The sequence below is a fragment of the Streptomyces sp. NPDC004031 genome, from assembly GCF_053604375.1.
Map to the genome: position 1 here is coordinate 103737 of NZ_JBSGHL010000006.1, position 16813 is coordinate 120549.

Annotated in this window: 12 protein-coding genes and 1 tRNA gene; 8 read left to right on the forward strand and 5 right to left on the reverse strand. The window is 74.4% G+C overall.

Features of this window, described 5'->3' with window-relative positions:
• Window positions 1-201: 201 nt before the first annotated feature.
• Both ACWERV_RS05490 and ACWERV_RS05495 read right to left on the reverse strand, forming a co-directional pair.
• A complete protein-coding gene (locus tag ACWERV_RS05490; RefSeq protein ID WP_452929116.1) occupies window positions 202-735 on the reverse strand; it encodes an SUKH-3 domain-containing protein in 534 nt (177 codons plus the stop codon).
• A 7-nt stretch (window positions 736-742) separates the two neighbouring features.
• Window positions 743-1249 (reverse strand): YwqJ-related putative deaminase, encoded by a 507-nt coding sequence (locus ACWERV_RS05495; protein WP_452929119.1) that lies wholly within the window; start codon window positions 1247-1249, stop codon window positions 743-745.
• Window positions 1250-1696: 447 nt separating this feature from the next.
• Between ACWERV_RS05495 and ACWERV_RS05500 the strand changes: the two genes are divergently transcribed.
• The 5 genes from ACWERV_RS05500 (at window position 1697) to ACWERV_RS05520 (ending at window position 8378) form a co-directional block, all read left to right on the forward strand.
• Complete coding sequence (locus ACWERV_RS05500) at window positions 1697-2422, forward strand: sensor domain-containing protein (RefSeq protein ID WP_452929122.1); 726 nt, start codon at window positions 1697-1699, stop codon at window positions 2420-2422.
• Window positions 2423-2818: 396 nt separating this feature from the next.
• Complete coding sequence (locus ACWERV_RS05505; protein ID WP_452929124.1) at window positions 2819-3511, forward strand: hypothetical protein; 693 nt, start codon at window positions 2819-2821, stop codon at window positions 3509-3511.
• Between the two features lie 187 nt (window positions 3512-3698).
• Window positions 3699-4712, forward strand: a complete 1014-nt coding sequence (locus tag ACWERV_RS05510) for an SMI1/KNR4 family protein (protein ID WP_452929127.1) — start codon at window positions 3699-3701, stop codon at window positions 4710-4712.
• A gap of 7 nt (window positions 4713-4719) precedes the next feature.
• Window positions 4720-7185 carry an SUKH-4 family immunity protein gene (locus ACWERV_RS05515; protein ID WP_452929129.1) on the forward strand — a complete coding sequence of 822 codons (2466 nt, stop codon included), beginning with the start codon at window positions 4720-4722 and terminating at the stop codon, window positions 7183-7185.
• 239 nt (window positions 7186-7424) lie between these two features.
• Window positions 7425-8378, forward strand: a complete 954-nt coding sequence (locus tag ACWERV_RS05520; protein ID WP_452929132.1) for a cellulose-binding protein — start codon at window positions 7425-7427, stop codon at window positions 8376-8378.
• Window positions 8379-8762: 384 nt separating this feature from the next.
• Here ACWERV_RS05520 and ACWERV_RS05525 read toward each other — a convergent pair whose 3' ends face one another.
• The gene (locus ACWERV_RS05525) at window positions 8763-10094 is read right to left on the reverse strand and encodes a sensor histidine kinase (protein ID WP_452929135.1); all 1332 of its coding nucleotides are present in this window, start codon (window positions 10092-10094) and stop codon (window positions 8763-8765) included.
• Window positions 10095-10349: 255 nt separating this feature from the next.
• Between ACWERV_RS05525 and ppc the strand changes: the two genes are divergently transcribed.
• Window positions 10350-13106, forward strand: coding sequence for a phosphoenolpyruvate carboxylase (ppc, locus tag ACWERV_RS05530; protein ID WP_452929138.1), 2757 nt, complete (start codon window positions 10350-10352; stop codon window positions 13104-13106).
• 78 nt (window positions 13107-13184) lie between these two features.
• On the opposite strand, the gene ACWERV_RS05535 is transcribed toward ppc, so the two are convergent.
• Together ACWERV_RS05535 and ACWERV_RS05540 are read right to left on the reverse strand one after the other, a co-directional pair.
• The gene (locus ACWERV_RS05535) at window positions 13185-13862 is read right to left on the reverse strand and encodes a TetR family transcriptional regulator (RefSeq protein WP_452929312.1); all 678 of its coding nucleotides are present in this window, start codon (window positions 13860-13862) and stop codon (window positions 13185-13187) included.
• Between the two features lie 55 nt (window positions 13863-13917).
• Entirely contained in the window at window positions 13918-14910 is a 993-nt protein-coding gene (locus ACWERV_RS05540) for an acyl-CoA desaturase (RefSeq protein WP_452929141.1), read from the reverse strand.
• 232 nt (window positions 14911-15142) lie between these two features.
• Here ACWERV_RS05540 and ACWERV_RS05545 point away from each other — a divergent pair.
• Window positions 15143-15213: transfer RNA gene (locus tag ACWERV_RS05545), tRNA-Gln, on the forward strand.
• A gap of 112 nt (window positions 15214-15325) precedes the next feature.
• On the forward strand, window positions 15326-16780 hold the full coding sequence (glmU, locus tag ACWERV_RS05550) for a bifunctional UDP-N-acetylglucosamine diphosphorylase/glucosamine-1-phosphate N-acetyltransferase GlmU (RefSeq protein ID WP_452929144.1): 1455 nt from the start codon (window positions 15326-15328) through the stop codon (window positions 16778-16780).
• The last annotated feature ends 33 nt before the right edge of the window (window positions 16781-16813 follow it).

Below are 16813 nucleotides of genomic sequence, written 5' to 3' on the forward strand. Positions count from 1 at the left end.
CGCGGGACGCGGACGTCATCCGGCGGAACGAACCGGTCCATGCCAAAAGTAGGTACCGCCCCCTAGGGGACCCGGCGCCCCGGGTCATACCGCGGTCGGGGACAGGCGCCCCGAAGTGCAGCGCAGCGGCTCCGGGGTGGGCCCGGACGGCCTCAGGGGCGCCCGCGGCTCCGCGGTGTCGTACGGCCCGGCGTACGGGCTTTACACGCGGTCGGCGCGGTCGGCGCGGTCGGCGCGGTCCGCGCCGGACGTCGCGAGCGTCAGGCGCACGGTGCGGCCGCCGCCGATCAGGGCGGCGAGCGCGAGGTCGATGTCGGGGCCGGCGTACCAGTCCCCCGCGTGGTCGATGCCGTAGACCCGGCCCTCGGCGTCGATGGCCAGCAGGGCGCCGGTGGCGGGCTCCTCGCCGAGCGGGCTGACCTCGGTCTCCAGCGCGCGGCCGAGGTCGCCGAAGGTACGGGCCATGTGCAGGCCGCGCAGCGGGTCCACGGTCACGGCGGAGGGCGCGGTGAGCGGCCCGGGGCCCGCGGCCGCCGGGAGGACCAGTCCGCCGAACTCCGCCCAGGCCTCGACGGCGGCGGGGAAGACGCAGTGCCGGTGCCCGCCGGGCGACACATGGCCGCGCAGCAGGTCCGCCCACTCCTCGGCCTGCTTGATGTCCCACCGTCCGGGCTGCCACCCGCCGGCCCGCAGCGCGGCGTCGACGGCGGCGGGGAAGCGTGCGCTCGCTGCCATCAGGACGTCATGCCCCCTCTGCCGGGTCGACGGCCTGCACCCCGAAGTGCGCGAGCAGCGGTGCGCAGGACCGGCAGGGCGGCGCGTACGTGCCGTGCGCCGGATCGCCGTCCTCGCGTATCCGGCGGGCCGTCAGTTTCGCGCCGCGCAGCGCCTTGCGCGCCTCACCCTGCGTCAGCGGCCGGCGGGCGGCGCGCTTGCCGCGCTGCCCCTCGACGGACGCCAGGTGGCGGGAGATCAGCACCGGTTCGGCGCAGCGCCCGGTGAAGCGCTCACGCTGCGTCGCGGGCAGCGCGTCCAGGAACTCCTGCACGATCGGATGCAGGACGGGCGGCTGGTCGCCCTTGGCGCCGGTGCACGTAAGCACCTCGTCGCGGATGGACAGCGCGGCCGCGACCGCGGGCAGGATGCCGTCTCTTCGGTGCCGCAGCCGCGGCGGACCGTCCGGGGGCCGTGGCGCGCCCCAGTTCAGCCTGGGGTCCGCGGCACCCGCGTCCAGGAAATGAGTTGTCATGTTCTGCGTGCGTCCCTCCGTCCGCCCGCGCGAGCGGGCGTTCCCCCGTATGCCGATCAGACTGCCAAACGCGTCGCGCGATGGGGAAGCGAACACGTCGGCGGGCTCATTGTGTGTGGGCCATGTCACCGTCCGGTGTCCGAATTCCGACACAGCAGGCACAGTGCGTACACGGCGAACATACGAACGTCACATCCGTACGGCGGCGGACCGCCCGAACGGCTGGCCCGCGGCCCGCGTGACGCGGCGGCTTGCGGGCACGGACGGTCACCGTCCGCGCACGGCACAGGTGCCGGTCGGACGCGGTCGCGCCACGGGCTCCGGACTGGCTTCGGACTGGCGACGGGCCGACGCGGCATGGACGTGGCACAGGAAGGCCGGGGAGGATCAGCAGTCGGCCCGTCCCAGCGGGTCCCCCCACACCGCCGAACCAGGAATGTGACCCCGATGCACACCACCCGGCTCCGCCTCGTCGCGGCCGCGCTGCCCGCGCTGCTGCTCGCCGCCGCCTGCTCCTCCGGCGACGGCTCCCCCGAGCCCGACTCCAAGTCGCCGAACGTCCTCAGCGGCAAGGCCCCGCTCACCACCGACCAGCTCAGCAAGGCCCTCATCACCGACTCCGACCTGCCCGGCTGGACCGTGCAGCCCTCGCAGACGGCCGACACGTCCGACACCTCGACGCTCACCGCCGACAAGCCCGCCTGCCAGCCACTCGCCGACGTCACCAGCAGCAATCCCAAGATCCACCGGATGGCGTTCGTCGGCGCGGCCTTCGCCAAGACCACGGCGAAGACCGGCGCGACCCCGGAGATCATCAACCAGATGCTGGTGGCCAGCCACGCCCCCGGCGACGCCGGGAAGGTCATGGCGGAGCTGAAGACCGCGCTGGCGGGCTGCACCGGCTTCACCGCGACCGACAGCTCCGGGGCCAAGACGCCCTTCACCGTGTCCAAGGGGCCCGCGGTGCCGGTCGGCGACAAGGCGGTGTCCTGGATCATGAACGACACCGCCGACAAGAAGGCCGGCGCCGCGCTGCTGTCCGTCGTGCAGACCGGGGACACGGTGACGATGTACGTGTCGGTGAAGTCCGCGGGCGGCGCCGGGCCGCTGCCCGTCGACGTGGAGCGCAAGCAGGACGAGAAGCTGAAGCAGGCCCTCGCCGCGCGCAAGTGACCGCGGTACGGCTGCCGTACGGGTACGGGTACGGGTGCGGGACGGCCGCGGTGGGGCTCTCCCGCGGCCCCGGACGGCTCCCGCGCGGTGCCGCGGCGGGGGGCGGGCCGTGGGCCCGCCGCGCCTCGCACATGTGAGCAGCCCCACAGGGGAGGTGCCGGGCCCGTTGCCGTAGAGTCGCGCGGCAACGGGCCCGGCGCCCGCGGGAGGTCCCCCGGGACGGGGGACGCGCCGCACGACGCCGCGGCCGGGGCACACCCGCGCGGGGTGCCGGGGCGCGGGGCGGGACGCACCGCGCCGCACGGGCACCTGCCGCCGACGACCGCCGCGACGAACCAGGGGAACGCACCGATGCCGATCCGCGCAGACCATCGCCTACCGGCCGGTAGGCGCGCCGTGGCCGCCGCCGCGCTGCTGCCCGTCCTCGCGCTCGCGGCGGGCTGCGGCAGCGGCGGCGACGACAAGGACGGCCCGACGGTGGCGAAGGGCGCGGTGAGCACACCGAAGCTCACCGCGGCGCTGCTCACCTCGCAGGACGTCCCGGACGTGCAGGTGCTGCCCGCGGGCACCAAGGAGCAGCTGCTCGGCGACGCCCAGAAGGCCGACACCGCCGCGTGCCAGCCGGTGGTGGACCAGTGGGTCAGCCGGCCCAAGTACCAGCGGCAGGTCTACACCGGCGCGATGGTCACCGACACCAAGGACGCCACCGGTAAGGACAAGGGCGCCAAGACCATCTCGCTGACCGTCATCGCGTCCTACAAGAAGGGCGACGCGGCCAAGGTGCTGAAGGACCTGACGGCGGCCCTCGCCGTCTGCCACTCCTACTCCGTGGTGCGCGGCGGCGTCACCTCCCACTTCACGGTGCGCTCCGCGACGGCCGACGCGGGGCTGGGCGACGAGCGCGTCGCCTACGTCATCGGCGACACCGCCAAGGGCACGGCGGGCGAGGTGCTGGTGACCGTCGTGCGGGTGGGGGACACCACCGCGGCGTACGAGACGGTGCGCGCCGACCACAAGCCCGCGCAGCTGCGCACGTCGATCCCGGCCAAGCAGGCCGCCAAGCTGCGGGACGCGGCGAAGGACAGCTGACAGCCGCCGGGGAGGCCGCGGGGACGGCCGGGGAGACGGCCGGAGAGACGCGGTGGACCCGGTGGCGGACGGGGTGGCGGGCGGCGCGTTTCACGAGTTGTCCACAACCGGGCGACTGGCCGGTCAACGGGCATGCCGCAGGCCCTAGGCTGTGGTCATCAGCCATACGCACCAGGGGGCAGCAGTCATGACGACAGGTCGGCAAGGGCTGGGGGCGTCGCCCCCCGGTTCCGGCGCGGAGTCCCGGACCGCGCCGCCCAACGTGGCCTACGCCGGGCAGGTCGTGCACTTCCCCGACCCGGTGCGCGCCGCGCGCTACCCGCAGGGCGTGTGGGTGGACACCGAAGGGCACCCGGACTTCTCGCCGTTCGCCCGCGCCGCGGCCGAGATAGCCGAGCCGCCCGAGGGCTTCGGCATCGACGAGCTGCGGCTGACGGACTACGTGTCGGCGAACGCCGCGCTGCACGCCGCGGGCCACGAACTGTGGGCCAGCCTGCCGCCGGTGGCCACCCCGCACGGCTGGACGTGGCACCACGTGGCGGGCACCCGCCGCCTGGAGCTGGTCCCCGCCGAGGTCAAGGCGCTGCTGCGGCACCACGGCGGGCTCGCGGACTCCGTCGCCGACCACTCCAAACGCGGCACCCGCCCGTTGCAGGAGACCAGGCCGGTGCACTTCGAACTGCCCATCGACGCCGTCGCGGTCACCGAGGCACAGGTGCGCGACGTCGAGGAGGAGCTGGGCTACCGGCTGCCGGGCTCCTACCGGGCCTTCCTCAAGGCGGCGGGCGGCTGCGCGCCGCGCGGGGTCGCCCTCGACCCCGATCTCGGACTGCTGATCGACCAGCCGTTCTTCACCGTGCGCGACGCCGCGGCGGTCAACGACCTGGTGTACGTCAACAAGTGCCTGCGCGACCACCTGACGAAGGACTACCTGGCCGTCGGCTACGTCCAGGGCGGCCTGCTCGCGGTGAAGGTGAAGGGCCAGGACGCCGGCACGGTGTGGTTCTGCGCCTACGACGACGCGCGGGACGGCGACGACTGGGACACCCCCGCCGACCGGGTCGCCGACCTACTGCTGCCCTGCGGCCAGTCGCTCGACGCGTTCCTGCTGCGCCTCGCGGGCAATCCGCCGGAACTGGCGACGGTGGCGAATCTGATGGTGGACGGCGGCTTCGCCACCGCCGTCCAGGTGGAGGAGTGAGCCGGCCATGGTGACTTTCGCGCAGGCGCAGGAGCGCGCCGAGCGGTGGATCAACGGCGACGTGCCGCCGTACGAGCACCGCGAGATCCGGGTCAGGGAGTTCGACCTCGGCTTCGTCGTATGGGCGGAGCCGCGCGAGGACGGCCCGGCGGACGACGGCTCACAACTGCGGGTCGTCATCGCACGGGACAGCGGCGAGGCCACCCTCTGGCCGCCGCTGCCCGTCGGCGAGCTGATCCGCCGCTACGAGGAGGAGTACGGCGCCATGCCGCAGGACACGGCGCCCGAGCCGCCGCAACGCATCGACCTGGAGGCAACGTCCTTCCTGCTGAGCCCGCCGGAGTGGCTCCAGGAGGCCGCCGACCGGATGGGCATCCCCGACCGCAGGTCCGGCTCCGGCGGTGGGTCGGGCGCCGGGAGCGCTTCCGGGTCCGGCGCCGGCTCTGGTTCTGGTTCCGGCTCCGATTCCGGTTCCGCCGGGGAGTCCGGCGGCGGGATTCCCGCGCAGGCCGCCGACCTGTCGTCCGGGGGCGTCGACTACGTACGGCGGCCAGCCTCGGAGGCGGCTCCCGCGGCGGAGGAGGCGTCGGGCGGTGTCGACTACGTGCGGCGGTCCGGTGCGCCCGCCGCGCCCGCTGTGGCCGCCGCGCCCGCGCAGGAGCAGCCGCAGGACGCGCTGTCGGACGAGCCGGAGGACGGCGGGAGCTGGGCGGGCAAGACGGTGAGCGACAGCGGCGAGGGCTCGTCCGTGCCCATGCCCGCGACCGTCTTCGCGCCGCCGATCAGCGGCGCGGATCTCCCCGAGGCGCCGCCCGCGCCCGAGTCCTCCGAGGCCAGGACGAAGCTGCTGCCCTCCGGCAGCGGGCTGCCGCCGACGCTGCTCGCGCCGGAGCAGTCCGGACCCCCCGCGCCGCCTCCGGCCCAGTCCGGGCCGCCGGTGCCGCCGCCCGCCCAGGGCGGGGTGCCGCACACCATGGGCGGTTCCGCGTACCCCGCGCCGGACGGCCCCGCCGTGCCGCTGCCCCCGCCGGTGCCGCAGGGCGGCGGGCAGAGCGCCGCCGACATCGCGGGCCTGGCGACGGCCAAGGCCACGCCGGTCAGCCATGTCCCGCTGGCTCCCCCCGCGCCATCAGCGCCGTCCGCGCCGTCCGCGCAGGGCACCCCGCCCCCGCCGCCGTACGCCGGTCAGGGCACGCCCCCGCCCGCCCCGTACGCCGGACAGGGCACGCCCCCGCCTGCTCCGCACGCGGGCCAGGCAACGCCGCCACCCGCCCCGTACGCCGGACAGGCAACGCCGCCGCCCGCGAGCAACGACCCGCACTACGCCGCGACCATGCTCGCCGGACCCGCTGTCGCAGGCCCTCCGGCAGGCGGCACCCCGCCGCCGCCCCCGGCCCCCTTCGCCGCGGGCACCGGCACGCCGCCGCCCGCCCCCGCCCCCGCCCCCGCCCCCGCGTACGGCTATCCGCAGCCGAACGCAGGGGTGCCGACGGTGGGTCCGGGCTACATGGCGGTGCTGCGCTACCGCGGCGCCGACGGCAGCGAGCAGCAGATGATCCGGCGCTCGGCGCCGGGCACCCCGCATCCGGAGTGGCAGATCCTGCACGAGCTGCGGTCGGCGGGCGTGCGCCCCGAGCAGGTGCTCGAACTGCACACCGAGCTGGAGTCCTGCGACCTGCCCGGCGGCTACTGCACGCGGATGATCCGCGAGACCTGGCCGCAGGTGCGGATCAGCCACACCGCCCCCTACGGCCGGGACCACGCGAGCCGCCGCCAGGGCGTCCAGCACCTGCTGACGCACCAGGGCGAGCTGCACCAGGTGGCGGGCGCGCCCGCGCGCCCGCAGCCGCAGCGGGTGCCGATGCCCGACGCGCACACGGTGCTGCGGGTGCCGCCGGTCGGGCTCGACGTGATCGGGCAGGAGCTGGCGGGCGCGTTCGGCCCGCAGGGCGTCTTCCGCTTCGACCAGCGCGCCGTCTCCCGGCAGGGCGTCCCCGACATCGTGGCGCAGACCCTGATGTGGGCCGGGCTGCCGATGGACTTCGGGCCGTTCTTCTGGGCGCAGGCACAGCCGGGCCAGCCGGTGCCGACCCTTGCCGAGCTGGCCGCCGCGCGCGGCGTGCAGCCGACCGCGGACGCGGGCTCGTACCTGGTGATGGGCAACGACTTCGGGCGCCAGCTGTGCGTGCAGTACGGCACCGCGCAGATCGTGGCGCTGCCGTTGGAGGGGGGTCCGGCCGGATCGCCGCCCGCGGCACCGCAGTTCGTGAATTCGAGCCTGCCGGAGTTCGCCCGCTGCATGGCCCTGCTCGGACGGATGTGGCGGCTGCGGATCGGGCTCACGCCCGAGCAGGCCGGGCACTGGACAGTGGACTTCCAGGCGCAGCTGGCCGCGCAGGACCCGGCGGCCATCGCCTCGCCCGACAACTGGTGGTCGGTGCTCATCGAGCAGATGTGGGACGGGCTGCTGTAGCGGCGGGCGTCACGGCACGGCGGCGGCTTGCCGCCGGGGGCCGGGCGGGAGGGCTTTCGGGCCTTCCCGCCCGGCCCCGCCGTTTTCCGGGTAGGGGTACTGGTGAGGTCCGGTGCCCGGATGCGCGCAGGAGACGCGCGCTCCGCGCACCCCACCTTCTAGAATTCGGACATAAGCCATAAAGAGGAGATGGGTGCGGCGGCGGAGCGCGGGACGAGCGGCGGCGAAGGAGCAGACGCATGAGCAGCGACACGACCGCATCGGCGGGGACTCCTCCGGCAGGCGCGGGCGCGGACGTGGGCGCCGGGCCCGTCCGGCGGGCGCGCGGGCGCGGCCTCGGATACCGGCCCGAGCAGGTCGACCGCTTCCTCGAAGAACTCTCCGAGGACCGCGACGCCGCATGGGAGCGGGCCACCAGGCTCAGCGAACTCGCCAACGAGATGGAGGCCGAGCACGCCGCGCTGCGCGCGCAGTTCGACGCGCTGCCGTCCTCCGCCTTCGACGCGCTCGGCCCCGGCGCGCAGGAACTGGTGCGGCTCGTCGAGGAGGAGGCCGCGGCCGTACGCGAACGGGCCGAGGCCGAGGCGCAGTACGCGCGGGACGCCGCGGAGACCGCGCGGCGCACCCTCCAGGACGAGTCCCGCGCCGCCGCGTCCGCACGGCTCGCCGCCGCGGAGGACGAGACCGAGCGGATGCTCGACGCGGCGTGCGCGCGGGCCGCCGACATCCTCGGCCAGGCGCGCGCCGAGGCCGAAGCGGTACGCGGCGAGGCCGGCCGCACGCTGGAGACCGTACGGCAGGACGCGGAACGCGGCGCCGCGGAGGGCGAGCAGGAGCGGCGCACCCGGCTGGACACGCTGGAGCGGGAACTCGCCGAACGCGAGGCCGGGGCCGACAGCCGGCTCGGCGAGCTGCTCGCCGACGCCGAGCGGCGTCTCGACGCGGCGCACCGCGAGCGCGCCGCCGCGGAGGAGGCGCTGCGCGCCCGGGAGGCGGAGGCGGAGCGGCGGGCCGCGGCGGTGCTCGCGCGAGCGCGGGCCCACGAGGAGAGGGTGCGCAGGGAGAGCGAGCGGGCGCTGCGGGAGCACGAGGTGCGACGCGATGAGCTGAGGGCTCATTTCGCGAGGGTGCGCAGCGCGCTGGCCGCGCTGACCGGCCGTGACCCGCGGCCCCCGGGCCCCTCCCCCTCCTGAGGGCTGCGCCCTCGGGCTCCTGCCGCTGCGGCTGCCGCGCCGGACGCTGATACCCCCCGGGGTGCGTCCGCCGGTTGTCGCGGGGCCGTCCGCGAGTGGGGGCTTGGCGCGCAGTTCCCCGCGCCCCAAACCCCGCCGACTGCCCCCGACCGTCCTCGCGGGAACATCCGCCACGACGTGGCTGAGCGCGCAGTTCCCCGCGCCCCCAAGCCCCCCGGGGTGCGTCCGCCGGTTGTCGCGGGAACATCGGCCGCCATGTGGCTGAGCGCGCAGTTCCTCGCGCCCCCTCACCCCACCGGCTGCCCCCGACCGTCCTCGCGGGAACATCCGCCACGATGTGGCCGGGCCGGACCGTCCTCGTGGGAGCGTCCGGCGACCCTGGGGTCAGGCGCTTCGGAGGGGGACCATCGCCGAGACGCGGAAGCCGCCGTCGGGGGTGGGGCCGGCCGCGAAGCCGCCGCCGTGGGAGGTGACGCGTTCGCGCATGCCGGTCAGGCCGTGGCCGCTGCCGGGGAGGGCGGTCTGGGGGGTGCCGTCGGAGGGGCCGTTGGTGATGAGGACGGCGACCTCGGCGTCGCGGTAGGCGAGGCGGACGACCGCGCTGGCGCCCACCGCGTGCTTGCGGACGTTGGTGAGGGCTTCCTGGACCACCCGGTAGACGGTGGCCTCGATGCGCGCCCCGCAGGGGCGCTTCGCGCCCTCGACGGTCAGCTCGACCCCCATGCCGGCCGCCTGGGACTCCTCCACCAGCGCGGCGAGGCGGGCCAGCGTCGGGCCCTCTTCCTCCTCCCGGGAGGCGGGCCGGTCCGGGGCGGGCGCGGCGGGGGTGGCGGGCGAGGCGGCTTCCGAGGTGCGCAGCACCCCCAGCATCTGGCGCAGCTCGGTGAGCGCCTGCCGTCCCATGTCGCCGAGCAGCTCCGCGCTGGCGGAGGCCTTGTGCGGGTCCTTGAGGGCGACGGCCTTGAGCGCGGCGGCGTGCACGACCATCAGGCTCACCCGGTGCGCGACGACGTCGTGCATGTCGCGGGCGATGCGGGTGCGCTCCTCCGCCCGAGCGCGCTCGGCGCGTTCCGCCGCCTTCTCGGCGAGCAGTTCGAGTTCGCGTTCCAGGCCGTCGGCCCGCTCGCGCAGGCTCTCCACAAGCCGGCGCCGGGCGCGGACGTAGAGGCCGAGGAGCACGGGCGGCCCGGTGAGGCCGAGCGCCATGAGGATGGAGACGAAGAGGGTGACGGGCATCCGCAGCGCGCTGCCGTCGTCGGAGGTGTCGAGGTTGTCCTGGAACTGGATGACGGCGACCAGCATCGTGCCGAAACCGTTCATCCCGGCCAGCGCGGCGGTGATGCGGCGCGGCACCTCGGAGGCGGCGAGGGTGTAGAGGCCGACGAGGGAGAGCAGGAATCCGGTCTGCGCGGGCGTCATGGCTATGCCGACGAGCACGACCGCGACCGGCCAGCGGCGCCGCAGCAGCAGCACGCCGCCGACCAGGACGCCGACGAGCGCGCCGAGGAAGGCGGGGACGCCGATCCGGTCGGCGAAGGTGCCGCCCTCGAAGGCGCACTCGATCGCGGAGACCGCGGCCAGGGTCGCGTCGAGCAGGAAGCTGCGCCGCCGCTGCCACCACCACCAGCCGGCGGGGAGCAGCACCGGTGCCGCCGTGTCGCCTGCCGCGCCTCCTCCGGCGCCGTCGTCCGGTACGTGCGCCCCCGTCGTACTCATGGCGTCCAGCGTAGGCGGTGGACGCCCGGACGTACCGGGCACGTACCAGCCGCGCACCGCGGCCGCGCACCCGGGGCCCGTGAACGGCCCCGGGTGCGCGGCGGAGCGGCCCGGACGGGGGGCCGTAGCGGACGCCCGGTGTCCGGCACGTGGGCTGGGCGTCTCGCCGGGCGGGCCGCGACCTATCCTGGAACGGCCGGACAGCGCGGTCCGCGAGTACGCCGTCCACACACCCCTGCACAAGGAGCCGCACCTGTGAGCAGCGCCGACACCGCCCCGGACAGCAGTACCGCCAGCAGTTCCGCCCTCCGTGCCGACATCCGCCGCCTGGGAGACCTGCTGGGCGGCACGCTGGTGCGCCAGGAGGGGCAGGAACTCCTCGATCTCGTCGAGAAGGTCCGCGCACTGACCCGAAGCGACGGGGAGGCCGCCGCGGCACTGCTCGGCGACACCGACCTGGAGACGGCCGCGAAGCTGGTGCGCGCCTTCTCCACCTACTTCCACCTCGCCAACGTCACCGAGCAGGTGCACCGCGGGCGCGAGCTGCGGTCGCGGCGCGCGGCCGAGGGCGGCCTGCTCGCCCAGACCGCCGACCTGCTCAAGGACGGCGACCCCGAGCACGTACGCGAGACGGTCCGCAACCTCAACGTCCGTCCCGTCTTCACCGCGCACCCCACCGAGGCGGCCCGCCGCTCGGTGCTGAACAAGCTGCGCCGCATCGCCGAGCTGCTGGAGGACGGGCACGGCAACGGCGAGGGCAGCACGGGCGACCGGCGGCGCGCCGACCTGCGGCTGGCCGAGAGCATCGACCTGCTGTGGCAGACCGACGAGCTGCGGGTGGTCCGCCCGGAGCCGGCCGACGAGGCGCGCAACGCGATCTACTACCTCGACGAGCTGCACGCCGTCGCGGTCGGCGACGTGCTGGAGGACCTGGCCGCGGAGCTGGAGCGGGTCGGGGTGCCGCTGCCGCCGGAGACCCGCCCGCTGACCTTCGGCACCTGGATCGGCGGCGACCGGGACGGCAACCCCAACGTCACCCCCGAGGTCACCTGGGACGTGCTGATCCTCCAGCACGAGCACGGCATCACCGACGCCCTGGAGCTGGTCGACGCCCTGCGCGGCGCCCTGTCCAACTCGATCCGCAACTCCGGCGCGAGCGACGAGCTGCTCGACTCGCTGGCCACCGACCTGGTCGCGCTGCCCGAGATCAGCCCGCGCTACAAGCGGCTGAACGCCGAGGAGCCCTACCGCCTCAAGGCGACCTGCATCCGGCAGAAGCTCATCAACACCCGTGAGCGGCTGGCCACCGGCACCCCGCACGTGCCCGGCCGGGACTACCTCGGCACGGCCGCGCTGCTCACCGACCTCCAGCTGATCCAGGACTCGCTGCGCGCGCACCGCGGCGGCCTGATCGCCGAGGGCCGGGTGGACCGCACCGTCCGCACCCTGTCCGCCTTCGGCCTGCAGCTCGCCACGATGGACGTGCGCGAGCACGCGGACGCCCACCACCACGCGCTGGGCCAGCTCTTCGACCGGCTCGGCGAGGAGTCCTGGCGCTACGCCGACATGCCGCGCGACTACCGGCGCAAGCTGCTCGCCAAGGAACTGCGCTCGCGCCGCCCGCTGGCCCCGACCCCGGCGCCGCTGGACGCCGCGGGCGCCAAGACCCTGGGCGTCTTCCACACGATGCGCGAGGCCTTCGAGCGCTTCGGCCCCGAGGTGATGGAGTCGTACATCATCTCGATGTGCTTCGGCTCCGACGACGTCTTCGCGGCCGCGGTGCTGGCGCGCGAGGCCGGGCTGATCGACCTGCACGCGGGTGTCGCCAAGATCGGCATCGTGCCGCTGCTGGAGACGACCGTCGAGCTGAAGATCGCCGACAAGCTGCTGGACGAGATGCTGTCCGACCCGTCCTACCGGCGGCTGGTGTCGCTGCGCGGGGACGTGCAGGAGGTCATGCTCGGCTACTCCGACTCCTCGAAGTTCGGCGGCATCACGACCTCGCAGTGGGAGATCCACCGGGCGCAGCGCCGGCTGCGCGACGTGGCGCACCGGCACGGTGTGCGGCTGCGGCTCTTCCACGGCCGCGGCGGCACCGTCGGCCGTGGCGGCGGCCCCTCGCACACCGCGATCCTCGCGCAGCCGTGGGGCACCCTGGAGGGCGAGATCAAGGTGACCGAGCAGGGCGAGGTCATCTCCGACAAGTACCTGATCCCGTCGCTGGCCCGGGAGAACCTGGAGCTGACCGTCGCCGCGACGCTGCAGGCGTCCGCGCTGCACACCGCGCCGCGGCAGTCCGACGAGGCGCTGGCGCGCTGGGACGCGGCGATGGACATCGTCTCGGAGGCGGCGAACGGCGCCTACCGCAAGCTCGTCGACGACCCGGACCTGCCGAAGTACTTCTTCGCCTCCACCCCGGTCGACCAGCTCGGCGAGCTGCACCTGGGCTCGCGCCCGTCCCGCCGCCCGGACTCCGGCGCCGGGCTCGACGGCCTGCGGGCGATCCCGTGGGTCTTCGGCTGGACGCAGTCCCGGCAGATCGTCCCCGGCTGGTTCGGCGTCGGCTCGGGCCTGAAGGCGGCCCGTGAGGCGGGTCTTGACGGGGTGCTGGACGAGGCGTTCGGGCAGTGGCACTTCTTCCGCAACTTCCTGTCCAACGTCGAGATGACGCTGGCCAAGACCGATCTGCGGATCGCCCGCCACTATGTCGACTCGCTCGTCCCCGACGACCTCAAGCACGTCTTCGAGGCCATCGAGGCCGAGCACGAGCTGACGGTGCGCGAGGTGCTGCGGCTGACCGGCGAGTCCGAGCTGCTCGCGGCGAGCCCGGTGCTGGCGCAGACCTTCCGGATCCGCGACCAGTACCTGGACCCGATCTCGTACCTCCAGGTCACGCTGCTGGCCCGGCAGCGTGAGGCGGCCGCGCGCGGTGAGGAGCCGGACCCGCTGCTGTCGCGCGCCCTGCTGCTCACCGTCAACGGTGTCGCGGCGGGTCTGCGCAACACCGGCTGACACCCGCCCGGACGAACGGAAGGGGAGCCGCTCCCGGCACGTGCCGGGGGCGGCTCCCCTCGCGTCGCGGCGGATCCGTCAGCTCTTGCGGTGGCCGACCAGCCGGGGCCGGGGCTCCAGGCCCGACAGCCCGTTCCAGGACAGGCTGACCAGGTGGGCGACGACCTCGGACTTCTTCGGGCGCTGCACCTCGACCCACCACTGGCCGGTCAGCGCGACCATCCCGACGAGCGCCTGGGCGTACATCGGGGCGAGCTTGGGGTCGAAGCCGCGCTGCTTGAACTCGTGGCCGAGGATGTCCTCGACCTGGGTGGCGATGTCGCTGATGAGCGAGGCGAAGGTGCCGGTGGACTGCGCGACGGGCGAGTCGCGCACCAGGATGCGGAAACCGTCGGTGAAGCGCTCGATGTAGTCCAGCAGCGCGAAGGCGGCCTGCTCCAGCAGCTCGCGCGGGTGGCCACCGGTGAGCGCGCCGGTGACCATGTCCAGCAGCCGGCGCATCTCGCGGTCGACCACCACGGCGTACAGGCCTTCCTTGCCGCCGAAGTGCTCGTAGACCACGGGCTTGGACACCCCGGCCTTGTGGGCGATCTCCTCGACCGAGGTGGCCTCGTAGCCCCGCTCGGCGAACAGCGTGCGGCCCACGTCCAGGAGCTGCTCGCGGCGTTCCTTGCCGGTCATCCGGACCCGGCGGGTGCGGCGTGCGGTCGGTCCCGAGGGGGCCGGGGCGGCGGCCTCGGCGGATCCGCGGGCCACCGTCGTCCGGCCGGCCGTCGTCGCCCTGCGCTGTCTGCCGTCGCTCACGCCTCCATCATGCCGCTTCGCTTACGTCTTCTTTACGCCGGGCGGCGATCCGGTCGGCGGTGGGCCAGCGCACGTCGGTCGCCCAGCCGGCCATCTCGCACCAGCGGATGATGCGGGCGCTGGAGTCGATCTGGCCGCGCAGCACGCCGTGCCGGGCGCAGGTGGGGTCGGCGTGGTGCAGGTTGTGCCAGGACTCGCCGCAGGACAGGACGGCCAGCCACCATACGTTGCCGGAGCGGTCGCGGGACTTGAACGGGCGCTTGCCGACGGCGTGGCAGATGGAGTTGATCGACCAGGTCACGTGGTGCAGCAGCGCCACCCGAACGAGCGAACCCCAGAAGAACGCGGTGAAGGCGCCGTACCACGACATGGTGACCAGGCCGCCGACGACCGGCGGGATGAGGAGCGACAGCGCCGTCCACAGCCAGAAGTCGCGGGAGATGCGGCGGATCGCCGGGTCCTTGATCAGGTCGGGGGCGTACTTCTGCTGCGGGGTCTGCTCCTCGTCGAAGAGCCAGCCCATGTGCGCCCACCACAGGCCCTTGAGCAGGGCCGGCAGCGTCTCGCCGTAGCGCCAGGGGCTGTGCGGGTCGCCCTCGGCGTCGCTGAACCTGTGGTGCCTGCGGTGGTCGGCGACCCAGCGCACGATCGGGCCCTCGACGGCCATCGAGCCGGCGATGGCCAGCGCGATCTTCAGCGGGCGGTTGGCCTTGAACGAGCTGTGCGTGAAGTGCCGGTGGAAGCCGACGGTGATGCCGTGACAGCCCAGGAAGTACATGCCCACCATGAGGCCCAGGTCGAGCCAGCTCATCCCGTGTCCCCAGGCCAGCGGCACCGCGGCGACCAGCGCCACGAAGGGGATGCAGATGAACAGCAGCAGCGCGATCTGCTCGATCGAGCGCTTGTTCTCGCCACCGCGGGTGGCGCTCGGCGGCTCCTGTCCTGTCGTCCCGGGATCCGGTTCCCGGGACTCGGGCCTCACGTCTGTCTGTGTGGTCATGTCTGTCCCTGTCGGATGGAAGTGGGGGCTGTAATCAGCGGTTACGCGTAACCTACGCTGCCGTAAGTATTGCAGCGGCGCCCCGTGGACGACAGGACCGTGTCGGGCGGGCAGTCGGGCGGGCACCGATCGATGCTTACCCTGATCTCCGTCGCGTGCACCATGCCCGGTGCGGCATGATGGGAGCGACCGGCTCGCCGCCCCGGCCTGATCGACGGGGAGGCCGAGTTGATCCGCCGTGGTGTAATGGCAGCACTGGGGCTTTTGGTGCCTTAAGTCCGGGTTCGAGTCCTGGCGGCGGAGCAGGTGCGCGGTGAACCGTGCCGGGCGGACGCGCGGAGCAGCGGATGGCCCGTCCCGGACGGCCTGGGTATTCTGCGGGAGTCCCGCTCCCGAAAGCCCAGGAGTTCTCCCTGTGAGCCCCACACGTCCGGCTGCCGTCGTCGTCCTCGCCGCGGGTGAGGGGACGCGCATGAAGTCGGCCACCCCGAAGGTGCTGCACCCGATCTGCGGCCGCTCCCTGCTCGGCCATGTGGTCGCCGCCGCGCGCGAGCTGGACCCCGAGCAGCTGCTGGTGGTCGTGGGCCACGGGCGCGAGCAGGTCACCGAGCACCTCGCGGCCGCCGACCCGGACGCGCTGACGGCCGTGCAGGCGGAGCAGAACGGCACCGGGCACGCGGTCCGCACCGGCCTGGAGGAGCTGGCCCGGCGCGGCGCCACCCCCGAGGGCACCCTCGTGGTGACCTACGGCGACACCCCCCTGCTGACCGCGAGCACGCTGGCCACACTGGTGTCCGCGCACCAGGCGGACGGCAACGCGGTGACCGTGCTCACCGCCCACGTGCCCGACCCGACCGGATACGGCCGCATCGTGCGGGACGTGACGGACGGCCAGGTCGCCGCGATCGTGGAGCAGAAGGACGCCTCCCCGGACCAGCAGGCGATCACCGAGATCAACTCCGGTGTCTACGCGTACGACGCCGCGCTGCTCGCCGAGGCCCTCACCAAGATCACCACGGACAACTCGCAGGCCGAGGAGTACCTGACCGACACCCTGGCGATCCTGCGCGGGGCCGGCCACCGGGTCGGCGCCTGGACCGCCGCCGACCACCGGGAGATCGCCGGGGTCAACAACCGGGTGCAGCTCGCCGAGGCCCGCCGGGTGCTCAACGACCGGCTGCTGCACCAGGCGATGCTGGACGGCGCGACGGTCGTCGACCCCGCCTCGACCTGGCTGGACGCGGGCGTGGTCCTGGAGCCCGACGCGGTGATCCACCCCAACACCCAGCTGCTGGGCGCCACCCGGGTGGCGGCGGGCGCGGAGGTCGGCCCGAACTGCACGCTGACCGACACCGTCGTCGGCGAGGGCGCCCGGGTGTCCAACACCGTCGCCCAGGAGGCCGAGATCGGCCCGCAGGCGAACGTCGGCCCGTACGCGTACCTGCGCCCCGGTGCCCGGCTCGGCAGGGGCGCCAAGGCGGGGACGTACGTCGAGATGAAGAACGCCTCGATCGGCGAGGGCACCAAGGTGCCGCACCTGAGCTACGTGGGCGACGCGACGATCGGCGACCACACCAACATCGGCGCCGCCAGCGTCTTCGTGAACTACGACGGCGAGGCCAAGCACCACACCACGATCGGCAGCTACTGCAAGACCGGGTCGGACAACATGTTCGTGGCGCCCGTGGTGGTCGGCGACGGCGCCTACACCGCGGCCGGCTCGGTGATCACCAAGGACGTGCCGGCCGGCTCGCTCGCGGTGGCCCGCGGGCAGCAGCGCAACATCGAGGGCTGGGTCGCCCGCAAGCGTCCGGGCAGCGCCGCCGCCGAGGCCGCGCAGCGGGCCCACGAGACCCAGCCGGACGACTGAGCCGCGACCCTTTCCCCTCTCCCGCCTCCCCCA

Excerpts from the sequence above, each read along its gene's own strand:
- ACWERV_RS05495 (WP_452929119.1), bottom strand. The coding sequence starts at position 1,249 with ATGACAACTCATTTCCTGGACGCGGGTGCCGCGGACCCCAGGCTGAAC.
- ACWERV_RS05520 (WP_452929132.1), top strand. The coding sequence starts at position 7,425 with ATGAGCAGCGACACGACCGCATCGGCGGGGACTCCTCCGGCAGGCGCG.
- ACWERV_RS05525 (WP_452929135.1), bottom strand. The coding sequence starts at position 10,094 with ATGAGTACGACGGGGGCGCACGTACCGGACGACGGCGCCGGAGGAGGC.
- ACWERV_RS05500 (WP_452929122.1), top strand. The coding sequence starts at position 1,697 with ATGCACACCACCCGGCTCCGCCTCGTCGCGGCCGCGCTGCCCGCGCTG.
- ACWERV_RS05540 (WP_452929141.1), bottom strand. The coding sequence starts at position 14,910 with ATGACCACACAGACAGACGTGAGGCCCGAGTCCCGGGAACCGGATCCC.
- ACWERV_RS05510 (WP_452929127.1), top strand. The coding sequence starts at position 3,699 with ATGACGACAGGTCGGCAAGGGCTGGGGGCGTCGCCCCCCGGTTCCGGC.
- ACWERV_RS05490 (WP_452929116.1), bottom strand. The coding sequence starts at position 735 with ATGGCAGCGAGCGCACGCTTCCCCGCCGCCGTCGACGCCGCGCTGCGG.
- ACWERV_RS05515 (WP_452929129.1), top strand. The coding sequence starts at position 4,720 with ATGGTGACTTTCGCGCAGGCGCAGGAGCGCGCCGAGCGGTGGATCAAC.